The 13,577-nt window shown below is 56.5% G+C and carries 15 protein-coding genes and 2 pseudogenes; 8 read left to right on the forward strand and 9 right to left on the reverse strand.

Translation table 11 applies throughout. From position 1 onward, the window contains the following. Positions 1 to 327: 327 nt before the first annotated feature. The gene (locus tag ACGYKA_RS17405) at positions 328 to 1,335 is read right to left on the reverse strand and encodes an alpha/beta hydrolase family protein (protein ID WP_394439342.1); all 1,008 of its coding nucleotides are present in this window, start codon (positions 1,333 to 1,335) and stop codon (positions 328 to 330) included. Next, complete coding sequence (locus ACGYKA_RS17410) at positions 1,325 to 2,971, reverse strand: RcgA family putative transporter (RefSeq protein WP_394439344.1); 1,647 nt, start codon at positions 2,969 to 2,971, stop codon at positions 1,325 to 1,327. The genes ACGYKA_RS17405 and ACGYKA_RS17410 overlap by 11 nt, the downstream gene beginning before the upstream one ends. 164 nt (positions 2,972 to 3,135) lie before the next feature. On the opposite strand from ACGYKA_RS17410, the gene ACGYKA_RS17415 reads away from it, so the two are divergent. Together ACGYKA_RS17415 and ACGYKA_RS17420 are read left to right on the forward strand one after the other, a co-directional pair. Beyond that, on the forward strand, positions 3,136 to 3,411 hold the full coding sequence (locus ACGYKA_RS17415; protein ID WP_132446209.1) for a hypothetical protein: 276 nt from the start codon (positions 3,136 to 3,138) through the stop codon (positions 3,409 to 3,411). Between the two features lie 99 nt (positions 3,412 to 3,510). Further along, positions 3,511 to 4,263: a hypothetical protein gene (locus ACGYKA_RS17420; RefSeq protein ID WP_249777989.1), complete on the forward strand. Its 753-nt coding sequence runs from the start codon at positions 3,511 to 3,513 to the stop codon at positions 4,261 to 4,263. Between the two features lie 79 nt (positions 4,264 to 4,342). Here ACGYKA_RS17420 and rpsU read toward each other — a convergent pair whose 3' ends face one another. Then, the gene (gene rpsU / locus ACGYKA_RS17425) at positions 4,343 to 4,549 is read right to left on the reverse strand and encodes a 30S ribosomal protein S21 (RefSeq protein ID WP_185805296.1); all 207 of its coding nucleotides are present in this window, start codon (positions 4,547 to 4,549) and stop codon (positions 4,343 to 4,345) included. A gap of 19 nt (positions 4,550 to 4,568) precedes the next feature. Here rpsU and ACGYKA_RS17430 point away from each other — a divergent pair, with 19 nt between their 5' ends. Together ACGYKA_RS17430 and ACGYKA_RS17435 are read left to right on the forward strand one after the other, a co-directional pair. Then, positions 4,569 to 4,832, forward strand: a complete 264-nt coding sequence (locus ACGYKA_RS17430) for an iron chelate uptake ABC transporter family permease subunit (RefSeq protein WP_249777990.1) — start codon at positions 4,569 to 4,571, stop codon at positions 4,830 to 4,832. Between the two features lie 318 nt (positions 4,833 to 5,150). Further along, a complete protein-coding gene (locus ACGYKA_RS17435; RefSeq protein ID WP_271694222.1) occupies positions 5,151 to 5,534 on the forward strand; it encodes an ATP-binding cassette domain-containing protein in 384 nt (127 codons plus the stop codon). Positions 5,535 to 6,190: 656 nt separating this feature from the next. Here the strand turns inward: ACGYKA_RS17435 and ACGYKA_RS17440 are convergent. The 4 genes and pseudogenes from ACGYKA_RS17440 to ACGYKA_RS17455 all read right to left on the reverse strand — a co-directional run bounded on the left by ACGYKA_RS17440 (position 6,191) and on the right by ACGYKA_RS17455 (position 9,221). After that, positions 6,191 to 6,774 (reverse strand): annotated as a pseudogene (locus ACGYKA_RS17440) (cation diffusion facilitator family transporter). A gap of 133 nt (positions 6,775 to 6,907) precedes the next feature. After that, complete coding sequence (locus ACGYKA_RS17445) at positions 6,908 to 7,342, reverse strand: CBS domain-containing protein (RefSeq protein ID WP_067631023.1); 435 nt, start codon at positions 7,340 to 7,342, stop codon at positions 6,908 to 6,910. A gap of 479 nt (positions 7,343 to 7,821) precedes the next feature. Further along, a complete protein-coding gene (locus tag ACGYKA_RS17450) occupies positions 7,822 to 8,487 on the reverse strand; it encodes a L,D-transpeptidase (RefSeq protein ID WP_067264455.1) in 666 nt (221 codons plus the stop codon). Between the two features lie 404 nt (positions 8,488 to 8,891). Continuing rightward, positions 8,892 to 9,221: a helix-turn-helix transcriptional regulator gene (locus ACGYKA_RS17455; protein WP_236627323.1), complete on the reverse strand. Its 330-nt coding sequence runs from the start codon at positions 9,219 to 9,221 to the stop codon at positions 8,892 to 8,894. Between the two features lie 72 nt (positions 9,222 to 9,293). On the opposite strand from ACGYKA_RS17455, the gene ACGYKA_RS17460 reads away from it, so the two are divergent. Genes ACGYKA_RS17460 through ACGYKA_RS17470 form a run of 3 tightly spaced genes read left to right on the forward strand, consistent with a single transcriptional unit; the run spans position 9,294 to position 11,890 of the window. After that, entirely contained in the window at positions 9,294 to 10,142 is an 849-nt protein-coding gene (locus ACGYKA_RS17460; RefSeq protein WP_067631019.1) for a cation transporter, read from the forward strand. Continuing rightward, positions 10,139 to 10,639 (forward strand): signal peptidase II, encoded by a 501-nt coding sequence (gene lspA, locus ACGYKA_RS17465; RefSeq protein ID WP_067631017.1) that lies wholly within the window; start codon positions 10,139 to 10,141, stop codon positions 10,637 to 10,639. Before ACGYKA_RS17460 ends, lspA begins: the two co-directional genes overlap by 4 nt. Before the next feature lie 3 nt (positions 10,640 to 10,642). Beyond that, positions 10,643 to 11,890 (forward strand): cytochrome P450, encoded by a 1,248-nt coding sequence (locus ACGYKA_RS17470; protein ID WP_067631015.1) that lies wholly within the window; start codon positions 10,643 to 10,645, stop codon positions 11,888 to 11,890. Here ACGYKA_RS17470 and ACGYKA_RS17475 read toward each other — a convergent pair. Together ACGYKA_RS17475 and ACGYKA_RS17480 are read right to left on the reverse strand one after the other, a co-directional pair. Next, positions 11,874 to 12,533: a cation diffusion facilitator family transporter gene (locus tag ACGYKA_RS17475; RefSeq protein WP_082849320.1), complete on the reverse strand. Its 660-nt coding sequence runs from the start codon at positions 12,531 to 12,533 to the stop codon at positions 11,874 to 11,876. The genes ACGYKA_RS17470 and ACGYKA_RS17475 overlap by 17 nt on opposite strands. 203 nt (positions 12,534 to 12,736) lie before the next feature. Next, on the reverse strand, positions 12,737 to 13,438 hold the full coding sequence (locus tag ACGYKA_RS17480) for an IS6 family transposase (RefSeq protein WP_065331824.1): 702 nt from the start codon (positions 13,436 to 13,438) through the stop codon (positions 12,737 to 12,739). A gap of 51 nt (positions 13,439 to 13,489) precedes the next feature. Between ACGYKA_RS17480 and ACGYKA_RS17485 the strand changes: the two are divergent. After that, positions 13,490 to 13,577 (forward strand): annotated as a pseudogene (locus ACGYKA_RS17485) (transposase); the annotation flags it as partial.

A 13,577-nucleotide genomic window follows, 5' to 3' on the forward strand; every position in this document is an offset into this window, starting at 1 on the left:
GCACTCGCCGACACATGCGTTTCCCCACCTCGCCCATTTGTGCCAAGGGACCCAAAGGCTGCTTCGGAGTATGTTCACATCATCCATGATGACTTTGATCTCTATTTTCGCGACATCCAGAGTTATTTTCGCTGCCTCGACGAGGAGCGCGCGCGCGCCTTCGAGGAAGCGCGCGAAGTTAGCGAGGAATATGGGCGCTTCTTGGATTCGCTTCACCGATAACTTCGGGCGAAACTTTTGGTCCGAGTCGCGCGGGTTCCGAATTCGATAACTAGGCTACGAGCGCAATTCAGCGGAAGACCCGGTCCAGTCTCGTCGGTCAGCGGCTCAGGGGCTGGCTTTCAACAAGCGAGCCACGCTTCGGCCGGTCGACACGATGTAGGGCGGCATGGACAGCGAATAGTGGCCGCAATTCAGTTCCAATACGCTGGGCTTGGCTCCGGCGTCCTTCAGCCCTTTGATCAACCTCTTAGAAAGTTCGGGCAGCACCACTTTGTCTCGCTTGGCCAATACCACATGTAGTTCGAGATCAGCCCGCGCCAGCCGATGCGCATGGTTCGTCAGGTTAAGTGGTCCCCAGGCCCTTCTGAGATCGGCCAATTCGATCGCGGGCAGAAGGCTTTCGCAAATCGTTCGCGTCGCGCGACCGGTCCACACCATGTCAGCAAGACTACCAGCCGTCAGAAATAGCGCTGCTTTTGAAACAGTTTTGTCGTTGGCGGCAATCAACCCGGCAACCCAAGAACCCAAACTCATTCCGAGTACGGAAATTTCTTTATAACCCTGCAACTTCAGCCAGCGAATGAGCTTTCGGCCATCCCATACTGCTTGTCTCACGGATTGCATCGTCCGTCCAAGATTCGGGCTGAGCATGTAATCGGCATATTCAGCGCCGGGTCGACTACGCTCGAAATGATACGGCAGTGCCATCTCGACGACCGTGATCCCGCGCCGCGTGAAAAAGTTCGCCAACTGTTGATACCGCGCGCTCGCATTCCAATGGTGAAACACAACCAAAGCTTTATCGAATGATCTGCTTTCTGTTACTTTCGCCCAGACGAGATTGTTCTCTGCGACGTCAGTGGAAATTCCTGAAGGAAATTTGGCCCAATCTCCTTTGCGTTCGACGACCAAGTCGTTGTTACTCGGTTCATCGAAATAGGTTGGGTCCTCGACAGCCTGGTCTGCAAGTTTACAGAAGGCCTCGATACCTGCCGGATGTCCGGAGCCAGGGAAGGCAAGTTCAGTGTCCAGAGCGAAGTCTGTCCGCCTCTTTACTTCGTCCCCCCGCTCTGCGCGTCGCTCATCCCAACGATCGAGCCAGCTATGATACACTTTCTTCTTCTCCTTGGTCAGTCGCCCGCCATGTATCGATGCTTGGATAAATCAGGCCGTAGATTGCAGACAGCAGCCCGATGCACAGCAAGATCGAGAAACCAGCGATTGCACCGATCAGGACGTAGACGATGATCAGCAGGGCGACGAGCGCCAACATGATTCCCAATTCTCTCTGATTTCGGCCATGTCCAATGTCTCCTTGCTGACGCAACGCGGCGTGGACTCGAACAAGCCCATATAAAAACACAGTGCAGGTCGCCAATACGATCAGCAGGCTGCTATAGTTCGTCGGCATGCTGTATTCGAGCCAGTCGCTTGCTTTCTCATGATTTCCCAAGACTGACAGGAAATCGCGAGTCAACCAACCCGCCATGGTCGATTCACTTGAAAGCATAAAAGTGCTTTGGAGCTTCATGCATAAGGCAATCAAGAGTCCCAGAATACAGCACCGGAAAATCCCGCGCATGATTTTGAGATCGAGTTGATTGGACTGCCAGTGATATTCTCCATCTACCCCAGGTTCAGGATCTCGTCCAAGTTCCCAAAAATCGTATGCAATTGTGAAGAGCAAAATGAGCCCCGCAAAGAAGAGATAAAATACCACACCCATGTAGAGATAGGCGAACCCGGTGAACGCAACCGCCTCCGGTATCGAAATGACGTGGGGGCGCTCAATCGCCAACCGAGCCCATTCCACCGGGTAATTGCCAGCATCGCGAGTCAGTAATGGGGTTAAACACCTATCGATCCACTGAAGAACAGTAGCTATAGGTAAGCAAACAAGAAAGGCTGCCCAATACGTCACCGAAAAGGCCGCGACTTTTCGCATCCACAAGTCGTCATTCGCGATCCCTTCACCTTCAAGGTTTAACTGTGACCGCCTTGCGCCTCTCCAAAAGACCACTAAATCGCGCACGAATACGAAGTATAGCGGCATGAGCACCATGAAGAGGAGGGTCCAGTTCGGCGCCCATAGGTATCCAACCTGCTTAATCACACCATTCGCCTGCGGATAAACAATGCTGTGAATGCCCAAAAAATAAGAGGAAAATCCAAGGGCCACGGCCCCTGCGAACACCGATGCCGACAAATCCAAAGGGGATCCCCGGTTGAACACGGCCTCCGATGTCCTCGCCAGGCTAAATCCCGGCCTCGGCGAAATAACATCACTTTTGTGCGCCAACGGTGACGGAACCACGGTACCAACATCGATTGCCGCGTTCTGAACCGTATCTGGAGGACTATGCGCATCGTGGCCGTCTGACCCCGCACGCAGCGCTCGCCTCCTGGCTACCAATCGGGCCCGGGCCACACTAAGTTCCGTCTGCCACTCGCTGGTCGCCTTCGGATCATCACACCCAAACACCCTTGCCAGCCATCGAATGTTCTCGGCGCTGATTCCTTTCTCGTTGTCTTGGTACCAAAGCTGCACTGTTCGCAGCTCGATCCCGGACCGGTTGGCTTCGATCTGAGTGATTGCGGTAGCAAGAAGCTCGGGTGTCCACGGTCCCAAGGGTATCCCATCTTTGTCAGTAGGCCGACCCGCTCCGGCCGCGCTCAACCGTCTGAACAACTCCTTAAAGTCACTTCCGTCATCCAACGGAGGAACAAAGTATTTTCCATTTTTTATCAAAGGCGTACCGTTGTTCGTTTCGTTCTATTTCGCTGGCGTTCGCTTCGTATCGTGAATTCGCGGCTCACGACAGTGCAACTACAGGCAGTGTGATTCGATCGCCATCCACTGGGCCAGAAAATGGCTGACGTGATCGAAATCCTGCTTGGTGGTTGGAAACTGGAATGAAGAAAGCGGTGAGACTGTTGAAAGAAGAAGCAGAGCCCATAGCCCGATTGTTTGGAAATGATCGGGAGCGCACGGTTGGATGGGTATACCTGTGGGATTCCTCTGAGTTGTCGGTGCTCTGGCTGGACGAGCAGGTACCTGCCGGTTCTATCGAGCCGCCGCTTCATCCCGAAGTGCTGGCAGAGGCAAAATCGTCGACACCAGTGAAAGTGATCGAATACCTCGAAGCGCTTTCGAGTGGCGGCGAGCATACCCAAATTAGCAGGCCTTAATAGTCATCGGAGCAGGTCTTTCAAAAATATACTATTGGCGCAATGAATATAAAATATCTAGAGAGACCGTCAACCTGCCAAAACTGTAGGAGAGTATTCATGCCCAAAGCGCTTACTCGTTTCGTCGTCCTTGTCGCTCTTGGCTCCACGTCTTTCTTCGGAACGGCCGAGCGGGTTAGGGCGCAAACCTATCCGATCGATTGCGCGATTCTCCTCTGTCTTTCAGGGGGTTGGCCCGCATCAGTGCCATGCTCACGCGCCCGCGCGGAATTCATTCGAAGAATAACCCCCTGGCCAGTAGAGCCTCCATTGCAGATATGGCGTTGTCCGATGAGAGCATCCCATGAACTCAATGGCACTGGTAAAAATGGCGGCCGTATCTTCGACATTCTGTTCGATATACCGCGTCATCCGCTGCTCCAGACGATTACCGTTGCCCCATCTCAGGAAGTCGGCCTGTCATCGACGGGCGTGTTCCCGGCGGAAAGGGTTGAAACGGGTGATAAGAGCAGTGACTTTTCTATTACGCTTGGTCGAGAACGCGCCGACATCGACATCAGCGGTCCGGAGTTTAACTTCGTGCGCTCGATACGAATCTTTGATGTGCGGAACGCTCGACAATATGAGGCAGGCAGCGAGGGGGACTGCGAGCGGAGCGCGGTCGTTGTACTTGGAACTTATGGCGTTCAAGGAGACTTCTCTTGGCAGCGTTCATCGATCGGAACCTTGCCGAAAGATCATGTGGGGCTGGAGAGGTGGGGCGACAATTGTCCGAGCATCCGCCACCGTTCGGTATTCGTCGAGTGGCGCGATTACGGGGGCAAATATGGCTACGAGCAGGTCAACTACTGAGCCCAGTCGGGAAAAAGCCATTTGTTTTAGATGAACTCACGCCGAAGGGCAATTTTCTGAGTGATGTGTATCGGTAGACCTACATCACGCCTTCACGCTCCAAGCGCTTGCGCGCCGCTTTGCGAGCCCGGCGGATCGCTTCGGCCTGTTGGCGAACTTTCTTCTTAGAAGGCTCCTCGAAGTGCTGCTTGAGTTTCATTTCGCGGAAAACGTCTTCGCTTTGAAGCTTTTTCTTTAAAACCCGAAGAGCCTGATCGACATTATTATCGCGGACACTGACCTGCATATGGATAACACTATTACTCATGGCGGCCGTGCCGGCTTCCTTCGTCGGTACGATCGGTTTCATCGGCATTGTCGGTCCATATGTGGCACGGCTTCTTTTAGGGGAAGATCAACGCTTCTTCTTGCCCGGAGCAATGCTAGCTGGCGCGCTGATCCTTTCGGCCACATCTGTGCTCTCGAAGGCCTTGTTCGGCGCTGTCCTGCCCATTGGCAATGTCACGGCATTGGTGGGCGCTCCCTTCTTTGCCGCTCTTATTCTGACCAAGGGGCGCAAAGCATGGTGACGCTGCAACTTGAAAACCTCGTTGCGCGCTATGGTCGGCATGAGGTCCTCAGCAAGGCAACAACACCGCCAATTCGAGGAGGCAGTGACGGCTCTTGTGAGGGCAAATGCGGCTGGTAAGTCCACGCTGTTTCGGCGCATCGCAGGACAGATGCGGGGGGCAGGGACTGTGCGCTTCAGCGATGCAGCCACGGAGGACTTGCGCTACATGCCGCAGGATACGGGGATGAATGCAGCGCTGACGGTCTACGAATCCATCATACTCGCGCTGAAGCGCGGTGGGAGCGGTTGACGCCTTTCTACTTCCGAGCTAACGGCCGTGAACGACGTATTGGCCAGATTGGGCATCACCGCTCTTGCTGAGCGGCAATTGCCGGAACTGTCAGGCGGGCAACGTGAGGTCGTATCGATCGCACAGTCGCTGGTGACGCGGCCGCGGGTTGTCCTCATGGACGAGCCCACCTCCGCGCTCGACCTTTGCCTCCAATACGAGGTATCGGAGGCTTTGCAATCCTATGCTGCTGAAAGCGGAGCTGTGATGATCCTCGCTTGGCATGACCTAAATCAGGTGAATACAGAATGCTCGGTCATCATTTTACCTCATAATGATCTCAAGCTGGCGGAAATTGCTGTTGAGCGGTTTCTCCGCGTTCCAGTGTCATGCCCGCAGTTTGCTGTGAAATCGGCCAACTACAGCAGCTAGGTCTCTTTTCGATCCACCCGGATCAACAACAATGGTTCCGGAATGGACCAACAGAAGCACGCCGCGAATGGCGAGTTCTGTCAAGAACCAGTTCACGTCACGTTCTGACAATCCCAAGCATTCTGGTGCCGTCACAACGACCTTATCCCCTTGATTTAGCGACAGCAGCAGTTGCTCTCGTTGGATGAGATGCTTTCGAGGACGCGTAGTTTGCCCTTCAAACTGGTCACACCAAACCTGTTCAATTACCCCATGCAGCGAAATTTCTTGTCGCTGCCGTTTGGCGGACGGCCTACCTTGGGCGGAAAGGATATATCCCCACGTAGCGCCGGATTTCGAAAACTTTGGGTCCATTTAAGGTCTTCCTCCTCTTAATCGTTCTTAGAAGCGGGAGGACTAGATCACGATCCAGCTTGCCGATTGATTGCCTCCGGCTAGGCTCACCCCTCTCCGCGGAACCATCTTCTTATCTGACCTAGTAGGCCAGATTCACAGAGCCAAACGCGACTATGCGCCGGCTTCGAACCTCGTGAGATTGAGGTCTCGGCCCTAGCTTGCTTGTCTCTTGCAGACGCTACTGAAGCAGGACGTGCATCCGTTTCAGATCGCTTTCGCTCAGCTTGCCTTCGCCGACAAGGGCAATCATCTCGTCATGATCAGCCAGTGTCTTGGTTAACATGGTTTTTCTCGTCTTCTTCCGGCCTGCCGTGACCGTAAAGGTCGGCGTTCTCATGGGCTCGGTCTTCGTGCTCAAATTCCAAACTCGAATGACCGATGCTAAAATCGTCCTTCAGCCGGTCCTTGATTGCCGTCTTGATATTTTCGATTTAACGCCAGCCGTCCGCTGTCAGCACGATGTGGCAGTCCAAAGCCGCCTTGTGCTCCTGCATCTGCCACAGATGGGCGGGTCGATCATGCGCATGCCACCCTCGTAGATCAGGTAGAAGCCGAGCAGGATAAGGGTCGTGTAGTTGATGAGCGCTGCGACAATTTCTATCCGCCCATAGCCGAAGGTCATGCGCGCGTCCGCAGGCCGCCGCGCGATTTTCCGAGCGGCAAAGGTGATCACCAACGATGCCATATCCGAGAAATTGTGCAGAGCATCCGCGATCAGTGCGAGGCTGCCGGATAGGATGCTGCCGACAATCTGCGCGACGGTCAGAAGACCGTTGGCCCAGATGGAGATGGAGACTCGACGGTCGCCGGACTCGAGGTCGATATGGGCGTGATCGTGGGCCATCAGGCAACTTCCTATCTGTTCGGCAGATCAAAACGCGGTCAAGCGCCGCGTTTTGACTTCCTTTCAACATGTGCAGCCAGACCGGACTTATTCGCAACAGGTTCGGTCACTCGGGATCCCATGTGCCATTGGGTCAGCAGCAGCCAGAACTCTTCTCTGGCTGCGACACTTCCTGTACCAATTCGGCTGTTTCCGCGCCGTCGGCTTCCCGTGCCACGTCCGCTTGAGCCACGATCCCACAGCATTTGCCGCTTTCGTCTGTAACCACGCTGCGGCGCACCTGTTTTTCTTCCATCTTGCTGCAACAGCTTTTAACGTCCTCATCAGGTGAGACTGTCAGGAGGTCATCCGACATGACGTCAGAAACCGGCGTGTCGGCTGCCTTTCCCTCTGCGACGGCACCACAGCAGATGTCGCGGTCCGTAATGATGCCGACCGGCTCACCGGCGTCATTGATCACGGGAATCGCGCCGACCGACTTTTCATCCATCAGCTTTGCGGCCTCCTGAATCGTAGTGTCGGTACTACAACATGTTGGATTGCTGGTCATGATTTCGTGAACTTGCATGATCTTACTCCTTGTTTTGGTTACTAGGGTGGAAACCGAAAGACGGGTGTTCAAGTTCCTTTCAGCGCGCTGAGTGGCGAGTTTTCGCGCGAGCCGTGCAGCAGCCACAATTTGGATAATTCAGTACTTGGAGCGCTGGTTTCTCTTCGGTCCAGGTCGGAAAAGGTCGGCAAGGGACATCAGGTATCTCCTCGAATCGCTTCCAAGGAAATGTAGTTACTACAGTTACTGTAGCTTCAAGCCACAAGTCTGTCCGGGTAGACGCGGTTGGAAACCTTCCCGAACAAATCGTTAACCTAGCTGCCCCTAGTCAGGACCCCACTACAGCTCGGCTTCGTTCCGAGGATGGGTGTTACTGGCATGAGCACAGCGGTCCAGCAAAAACGACACTGGTGCCGCTCTGCTCAATAGGTGGCAACCCGATCTGCACTACGCGTTCGGCGTGAGATATTGACCAGTGCAAACTGGGTGGGCGTAGATCACGTTCGCGGGGTCACGCTTTCTTCTGCCGAATACAGGAACGCCGTCGAACCAGTTTTGACGTTCGGGTATAGATGGTTGATATGTGCCATGACCATGCGGACACACCCCGAACTCGCGCGCCCGCCGATGCTTCTTGGTTCGGGCGTCCCGTGAATGCGTAGATAGGTGTCTCGGTTGCCTTCAAAAAGGTAAAGCGCCCGCGAACCAAGAGGGTTTTCTGGGCCAGGGTCAACACCGTCGGCAACCGGGCCATAGAGCTCGGGATCGCGTGCGATCATGTTTTGGGTCGGCGTCCAGTTTGGCCATTCCACTTTTCGCTGGATCGTATACGTGCCGGGCTCGTACAGGTTACCACGGGCGATCGCCACACCGTAACGCATCGCAGTTCCCCCTTCTTCGATGTGATAGATGTAGCGCGCTACGGCATCGACGTGGACGTCTCCCGGAACAAGCCCGTCCTTAGCGTCCACCCGCTGGGGCAAAAAGCGCGGGTGCAGGCCCCACGGGTTTGACGTAGTTGGATCAAAAGCGGGAGGTGTGACCTGCGCGTCCCAGGCGGCCTTCTCCTCCTTGGTGGGCCGGGTGGCTGCCAGTAGCGGGCCAGCGATTGGAGTAGAAAACAGCGCACCGCTGGTCTGGAGAAAATGTCGTCTTGTCAGCATCATTCTTACTCCTTCAACGTTAGGTAGGCAAACTAAGCTTAAACAAGGCCACTCTGCCGTTCAGTAAGGAAAGCCTGAAGCAGTATGGCCTGTTTGACTCGAATGCCGTTCTTCGTCTGCGGCCCTAACTCCTAAAGCTACTGTAGGTTCAAGAGAAATATTGAGGTCGAACCGGGCTTTCGTGTTCTTACTTAGACAAGAACAGACCAGTCCGCCAGCAATTCGGTCGTGGCCCGTCACCGCAGGACTATCCGGTATTCTGGGTGCGGGGCCGATGTTCGCCATTGGTTGAAAAAACCTTCGCGGTAACATCTCGACTGTGTCTCACGTCGAAAGAACTACATCTAAAGAACGACCAAACCGGAGCGATGTAACGACCTGGCCGAAGGCCACGACATCTTGAATCACGTCTCGCGATAGTTGTCACAAGCCTCAACCCCTTCTGCGACGACATCAAGAAGAGCATCTACATCGCTCAATAGCGTTGTGATACGTGAATTGCTGATACGGTAGCGAACAAACCGTCCATCTCGATCGCTGGCGACAAGCCCGCACTCCAGCAGGCATCGCAAATGATTGGAGATATTGGGCTGCGTTAGTCCCGTGTGCGCGACGAGCTCCTGAACGACGAACGGACTTTTTGCCAAGGCGTCCAGAATCGTCAAACGACTGGTATCTGCGAAGCCGCGAAGCAATTTCGCGCGCTGTTCAATAGTGGTGGTCTTGTCTTCCATAACGATTTGCGCCATATCATTTCTCGCTGATATATAGAATCTTCTATCCACTTTAGCAGGAAAGCCGCGATCATGGCCAACACAGACAACGAGATAGCAGATGCGCCATTGTTTCGATACCGGGTTTCCGGCATGGATTGCGCGAAGGATGCTGCACAGATCGAGCGGGCGGCACAGTCGGCCGGGGTAGCGCCCGGCGATGTGAAAGTGTCGGCCGCAACCCACATCATGACACTGGCTGCACCCGAAGGGCGCCTGCCGGACATCGAAAAGGCCGTTGCGGTGACCGGCTACGGCTTCGACCGGATCGAGGGCGATGGAGACATTCCGCCGAATCCCGCCCATCAGGACCCGGCCTACCGACGCGCGCTCTGGATCGTCGTGATCCTGAACGTGGGCTACGGTGTCGTTGAAATGATCGGCGGGTTCATCGCCGGGTCACAGGCCGTGAAGGCCGATGCGCTCGATTTCATCGGCGACGGCGCGATCACCTTCCTTGGCCTGCTGGCCATCGGCTGGAGCCTCGCCTGGCGGGCACGGTCGGCCTTGATCCAGGGCATCTTCCTCGGGCTCCTCGGTCTCGGCGTCCTCGGCACGACCATCGTCCGGGTCTTCGAACGGACGACGCCGGATGCGGGTCTCATGGGCCTGCTTGGCATGATTGCCCTTGTCGTCAACGTCATCTCCGTTCTGCCGCTGCTGCCGTTCCGCAAGGGCGACGCGAACATGCGGGCCGTCTGGCTTTTCTCTCGCAACGACGCCATCGGCAATGCGGCGGTTGTCGTTGCCGCCGGTCTTGTGGCCTGGCTGGGCAGCGCGTGGCCCGACCTTATCGTTGCCTTCGGTATCGCCGGGCTATTCCTGCACTCGTCCTGGGCGATCATTCGCGATGCGCGGGCCGATCTGAAGACGACTGCATGAACAGCCGCGTTCTAGGCGGAGTTTGCGCCATCTCGGCGTTCGCCCTCGATCAGGGCACCAAGGCGCTTGCCCTGAACACACCTGCGCTTGAGGGCGGCGTCGAGGTTCTACCCTTTCTCAATCTCGTGCGGGTTCTGAACGATGGAGTCAGCTTCGGTATGCTGGGCGGGATCGTGCCTTGGTGGGGTCTCATCGCGCTTGCTGGCGTGATCGTGTTATGGCTGCTGATCTGGTTGTGGCGCGCGCCGGACAGGCTGACGGCTGCCGCTCTCGGTCTGATCATCGGCGGCGCACTCGGCAATGTCCTCGACCGGCTGCGTTATCAGGCCGTCCCAGACTTTCTGGATTTCCATTACGGAACATACCACTGGCCGTCCTTCAATCTTGCGGATGTGGCGATTTTCTGCGGCGCGGCCCTACTGTTCTGGGACAGCTTCCGCTCTGCGACGGACAAGCCTGGTCAGGGTCAACGCAAGGAAAACACAACGGGGGTGTAACCCATGTTCGGCATACCATCTGCGAAAGGCTTTGACAGCACACTTGCCCTGCTGCGCAACCCATATGGGTTCATTTCGGAGACCTGCCGCGCACTCGACACAGACCTGTTCGAAACCCGCATCCTCCTTCAAGAGACGATCTGCATGACCGGCGCGGCGACGGCAGAAGCCTTCTATCGGGAAGACCGGCTGATCCGCGCAGGCTCGATGCCAGGCCGCATACAGAAGTCCCTGCTGGGAGAAGGCGGCGTTCAGGGATTGGACGGCGCTGCCCACCAGCACCGCAAGAAGATGTTCATGTCACTCATGGGGACCGAGCGGATCGCCGCGCTTGAGGGCACGTCGCTTCACATGTTGGACAACTATGCGCCGGACTGGGAGGCGAGGAACGAGGTCGTCCTCTATGACGAAGTGCGCGAAATGCTCACAAGAGCTGCCTGCGCCTGGGCCGGGGTGCCGCTTAATGAAGCTGAGGTGGCGACCCGAACGGCGCAGCTTACAGCGCTTTTTCAGGACGCCGGGGCCCTTGGCCCCAAACACTGGCGCGCGCGTCTGGCGCGCCACCGCCTGGAAAAATGGGCAGCACGGCTAATCCAACAGGTCCGCGATGGTGAGCTTCAGCCGACGCAGGAAAGTGCCCTTCATATCATCGCGACATGGCGCGATCTCGATGGGGAGTTGTTGACCCCCAGGGTGGCCGCCGTAGAGCTGTTGAATGTCCTGCGCCCGACCGTCGCGGTATCCGTGTTCATAGTTCAGGCGGCGCATGCTTTACATCGGCATCCCGAGTGGCGGCAAAAGCTGAAGGACGACGAGGGACAGCTCGAACCTTTCGTGCAAGAGGTCCGCCGTCTGTATCCGTTCTTTCCCGCGGTTGCGGCACGGGTGAAGAGCGATTTCGAGTGGCGCGGACATCGCTTTCCCAAAGGGTACAGGGTTCTGCTCGACCTCTACGGCACGAATACCGACGCTCGTTCGTGGGACGCGCCGCAAGAGTTCCGGCCCGAGCGGTTTCACGATCGGGAGGTCACTCCCTACGAGTTCATTCCGCAGGGCGGTGGCGATCACCACAGGAACCACCGTTGTCCGGGCGAGTGGATCGCGATCAGCCAGATGAAGGCGTTTTGCAGTTTCTTCGTGAACGCCATCGACTACGAAGTGCCGGATCAGGATCTGGATCTGGAAACCGGAGAACTGCCGCCCATGCCCAAATCTCGGTTCATCATGCGTAACGTCAGGCCTCGGCAGTAGCTTCGCCCTCGTCCGGATCGACCGACCGCGCATCCTTCGTGGCCTCGAACGCCTCCCATGCAACGTAGGGCACGATCAGAAGCGCCGCCACCGGGTCGGCCCACCACCAGCCCATCCATTGCGTCAGACCGATCCCGGCCAACACCACGATCGTCTGATACTGGCAGATCATGGTGTCCTTGGCATCGTACTTCAGGGCGGGCGCATCGAGCCGCTTGCCGTAGCGATACTTGCCCCAGGCGAGGAACGGGTTGGCCACGAGCGAAGCACCCAGAATCGCGATACCCCACCAGTTGAAGCCCGGCGCCTTCTGCGAAATGAAGGCGGAGACCGCCTCGTAGAGGATCGCCGCGACGACGATCCAGAAGGCACAGGCAACCACGTAGAGCGCGACCTTCTTGCGGTGCAGGACCGTGCGCTTGTCGGCACCGTCCACCTCACTCTTCAAGCGCCAGATCAGAGTCGCAGCCGAGGTGGCCTCGACCGTACTGTCGAGGCCCCAACTCACCAGCGCTGCGCTGCCGGTCAGAAGTCCCACGGTGACGGATACGACGACCTCGATGATGTTGTAGACGAGGCTGGCGATCTCGACCCGGATGCCGCGCGTCAGATTGGCCTGCCGGTTATCTTGATGACTGCTCATAACATCTCATCACCGCAAAATTTTCGGCGAAAGTTCGAGGCGAGAATTGGCTACCTTGCCATCAGTTGCGCCACGGATCGAAAGCCGAGATTGTCCTGTTTCCAAGCTTCCTCAGTAGAGGCGAGCTTGTCCCTCATACATGAAAACCAAGGGTGTTGTCACGTTAACTCGCCGAATTTGCAAGTTGGCAAGCTGTTCGTTGATCAAGCGGCCTGTGCCGCGGATTTCCACGCCTCGAATGCTTCGAGCCGATGGTAGCGGATGGTGAGCGCAGAGCGGCGGCGGGCTGGGACAGAGAAACTATTGCGGGTTGCAGACTTCATAGATACGAAGCGTTGTAATCCACCCGGCGATCGGAAGCCTTGCATCACCCGCTCTCGTTTTCGGAAGGGCAAGTGGCTGTTTTCTGCGCGGTTATTGAGTCCCTTGTGTGACCAATGATCAAGGCCAGGCGCGACCTCGCGCTTTGCGGCACCATAGGAGCGCAGCTTGTCCGTAATGATCCTTTTTGGCACGAAGCCCCAACGTTTCATCAGCTTGACCAAAAGCCGCTTTGCGGCGCGCTTGTCTCGTCTCGATTGGAGAATTTCCTCAAGAACAAAGCCGTGTTGGTCGACCGCGCGCCAGAGCCAGTATGACCGACCCGCGATCTTCACAACGACTTCGTCCAGATGCCAGACATCGCCGGGGCGCGGCTGCCGTCGCTGTAGAACGTGGGCGATCAGGGGGCCGAACTTGACGCTCCAGCGCCGGATTGTCTCATACGAAACGTCGACGCCACGTTCCAGCATCAGCTCTTCGACCTCGCGCAGGCTCAAGTTGAACCGGACGTAAAGCCAGACAATATGAGCGATGATCTGAGGCGGAAACCGGTGGCGTTTGTAGCTGATCTTTTGTGTCTGCATCGACACCGCCTACGCCCAGATCAATGAACCAGCAACCTCAGGACCGTTAATGTGACAACACCCCTCAAAGGCTTCCCCCAGGCCATTGAGGCGGCTTTCCCGGAAGCCCAGGTTCAAACGTGCATCGTTCATTTGCTGC

This window comes from Sulfitobacter sp. 1A15106, assembly GCF_043556995.1.
Taxonomy (GTDB): domain Bacteria; phylum Pseudomonadota; class Alphaproteobacteria; order Rhodobacterales; family Rhodobacteraceae; genus Sulfitobacter; species Sulfitobacter faviae.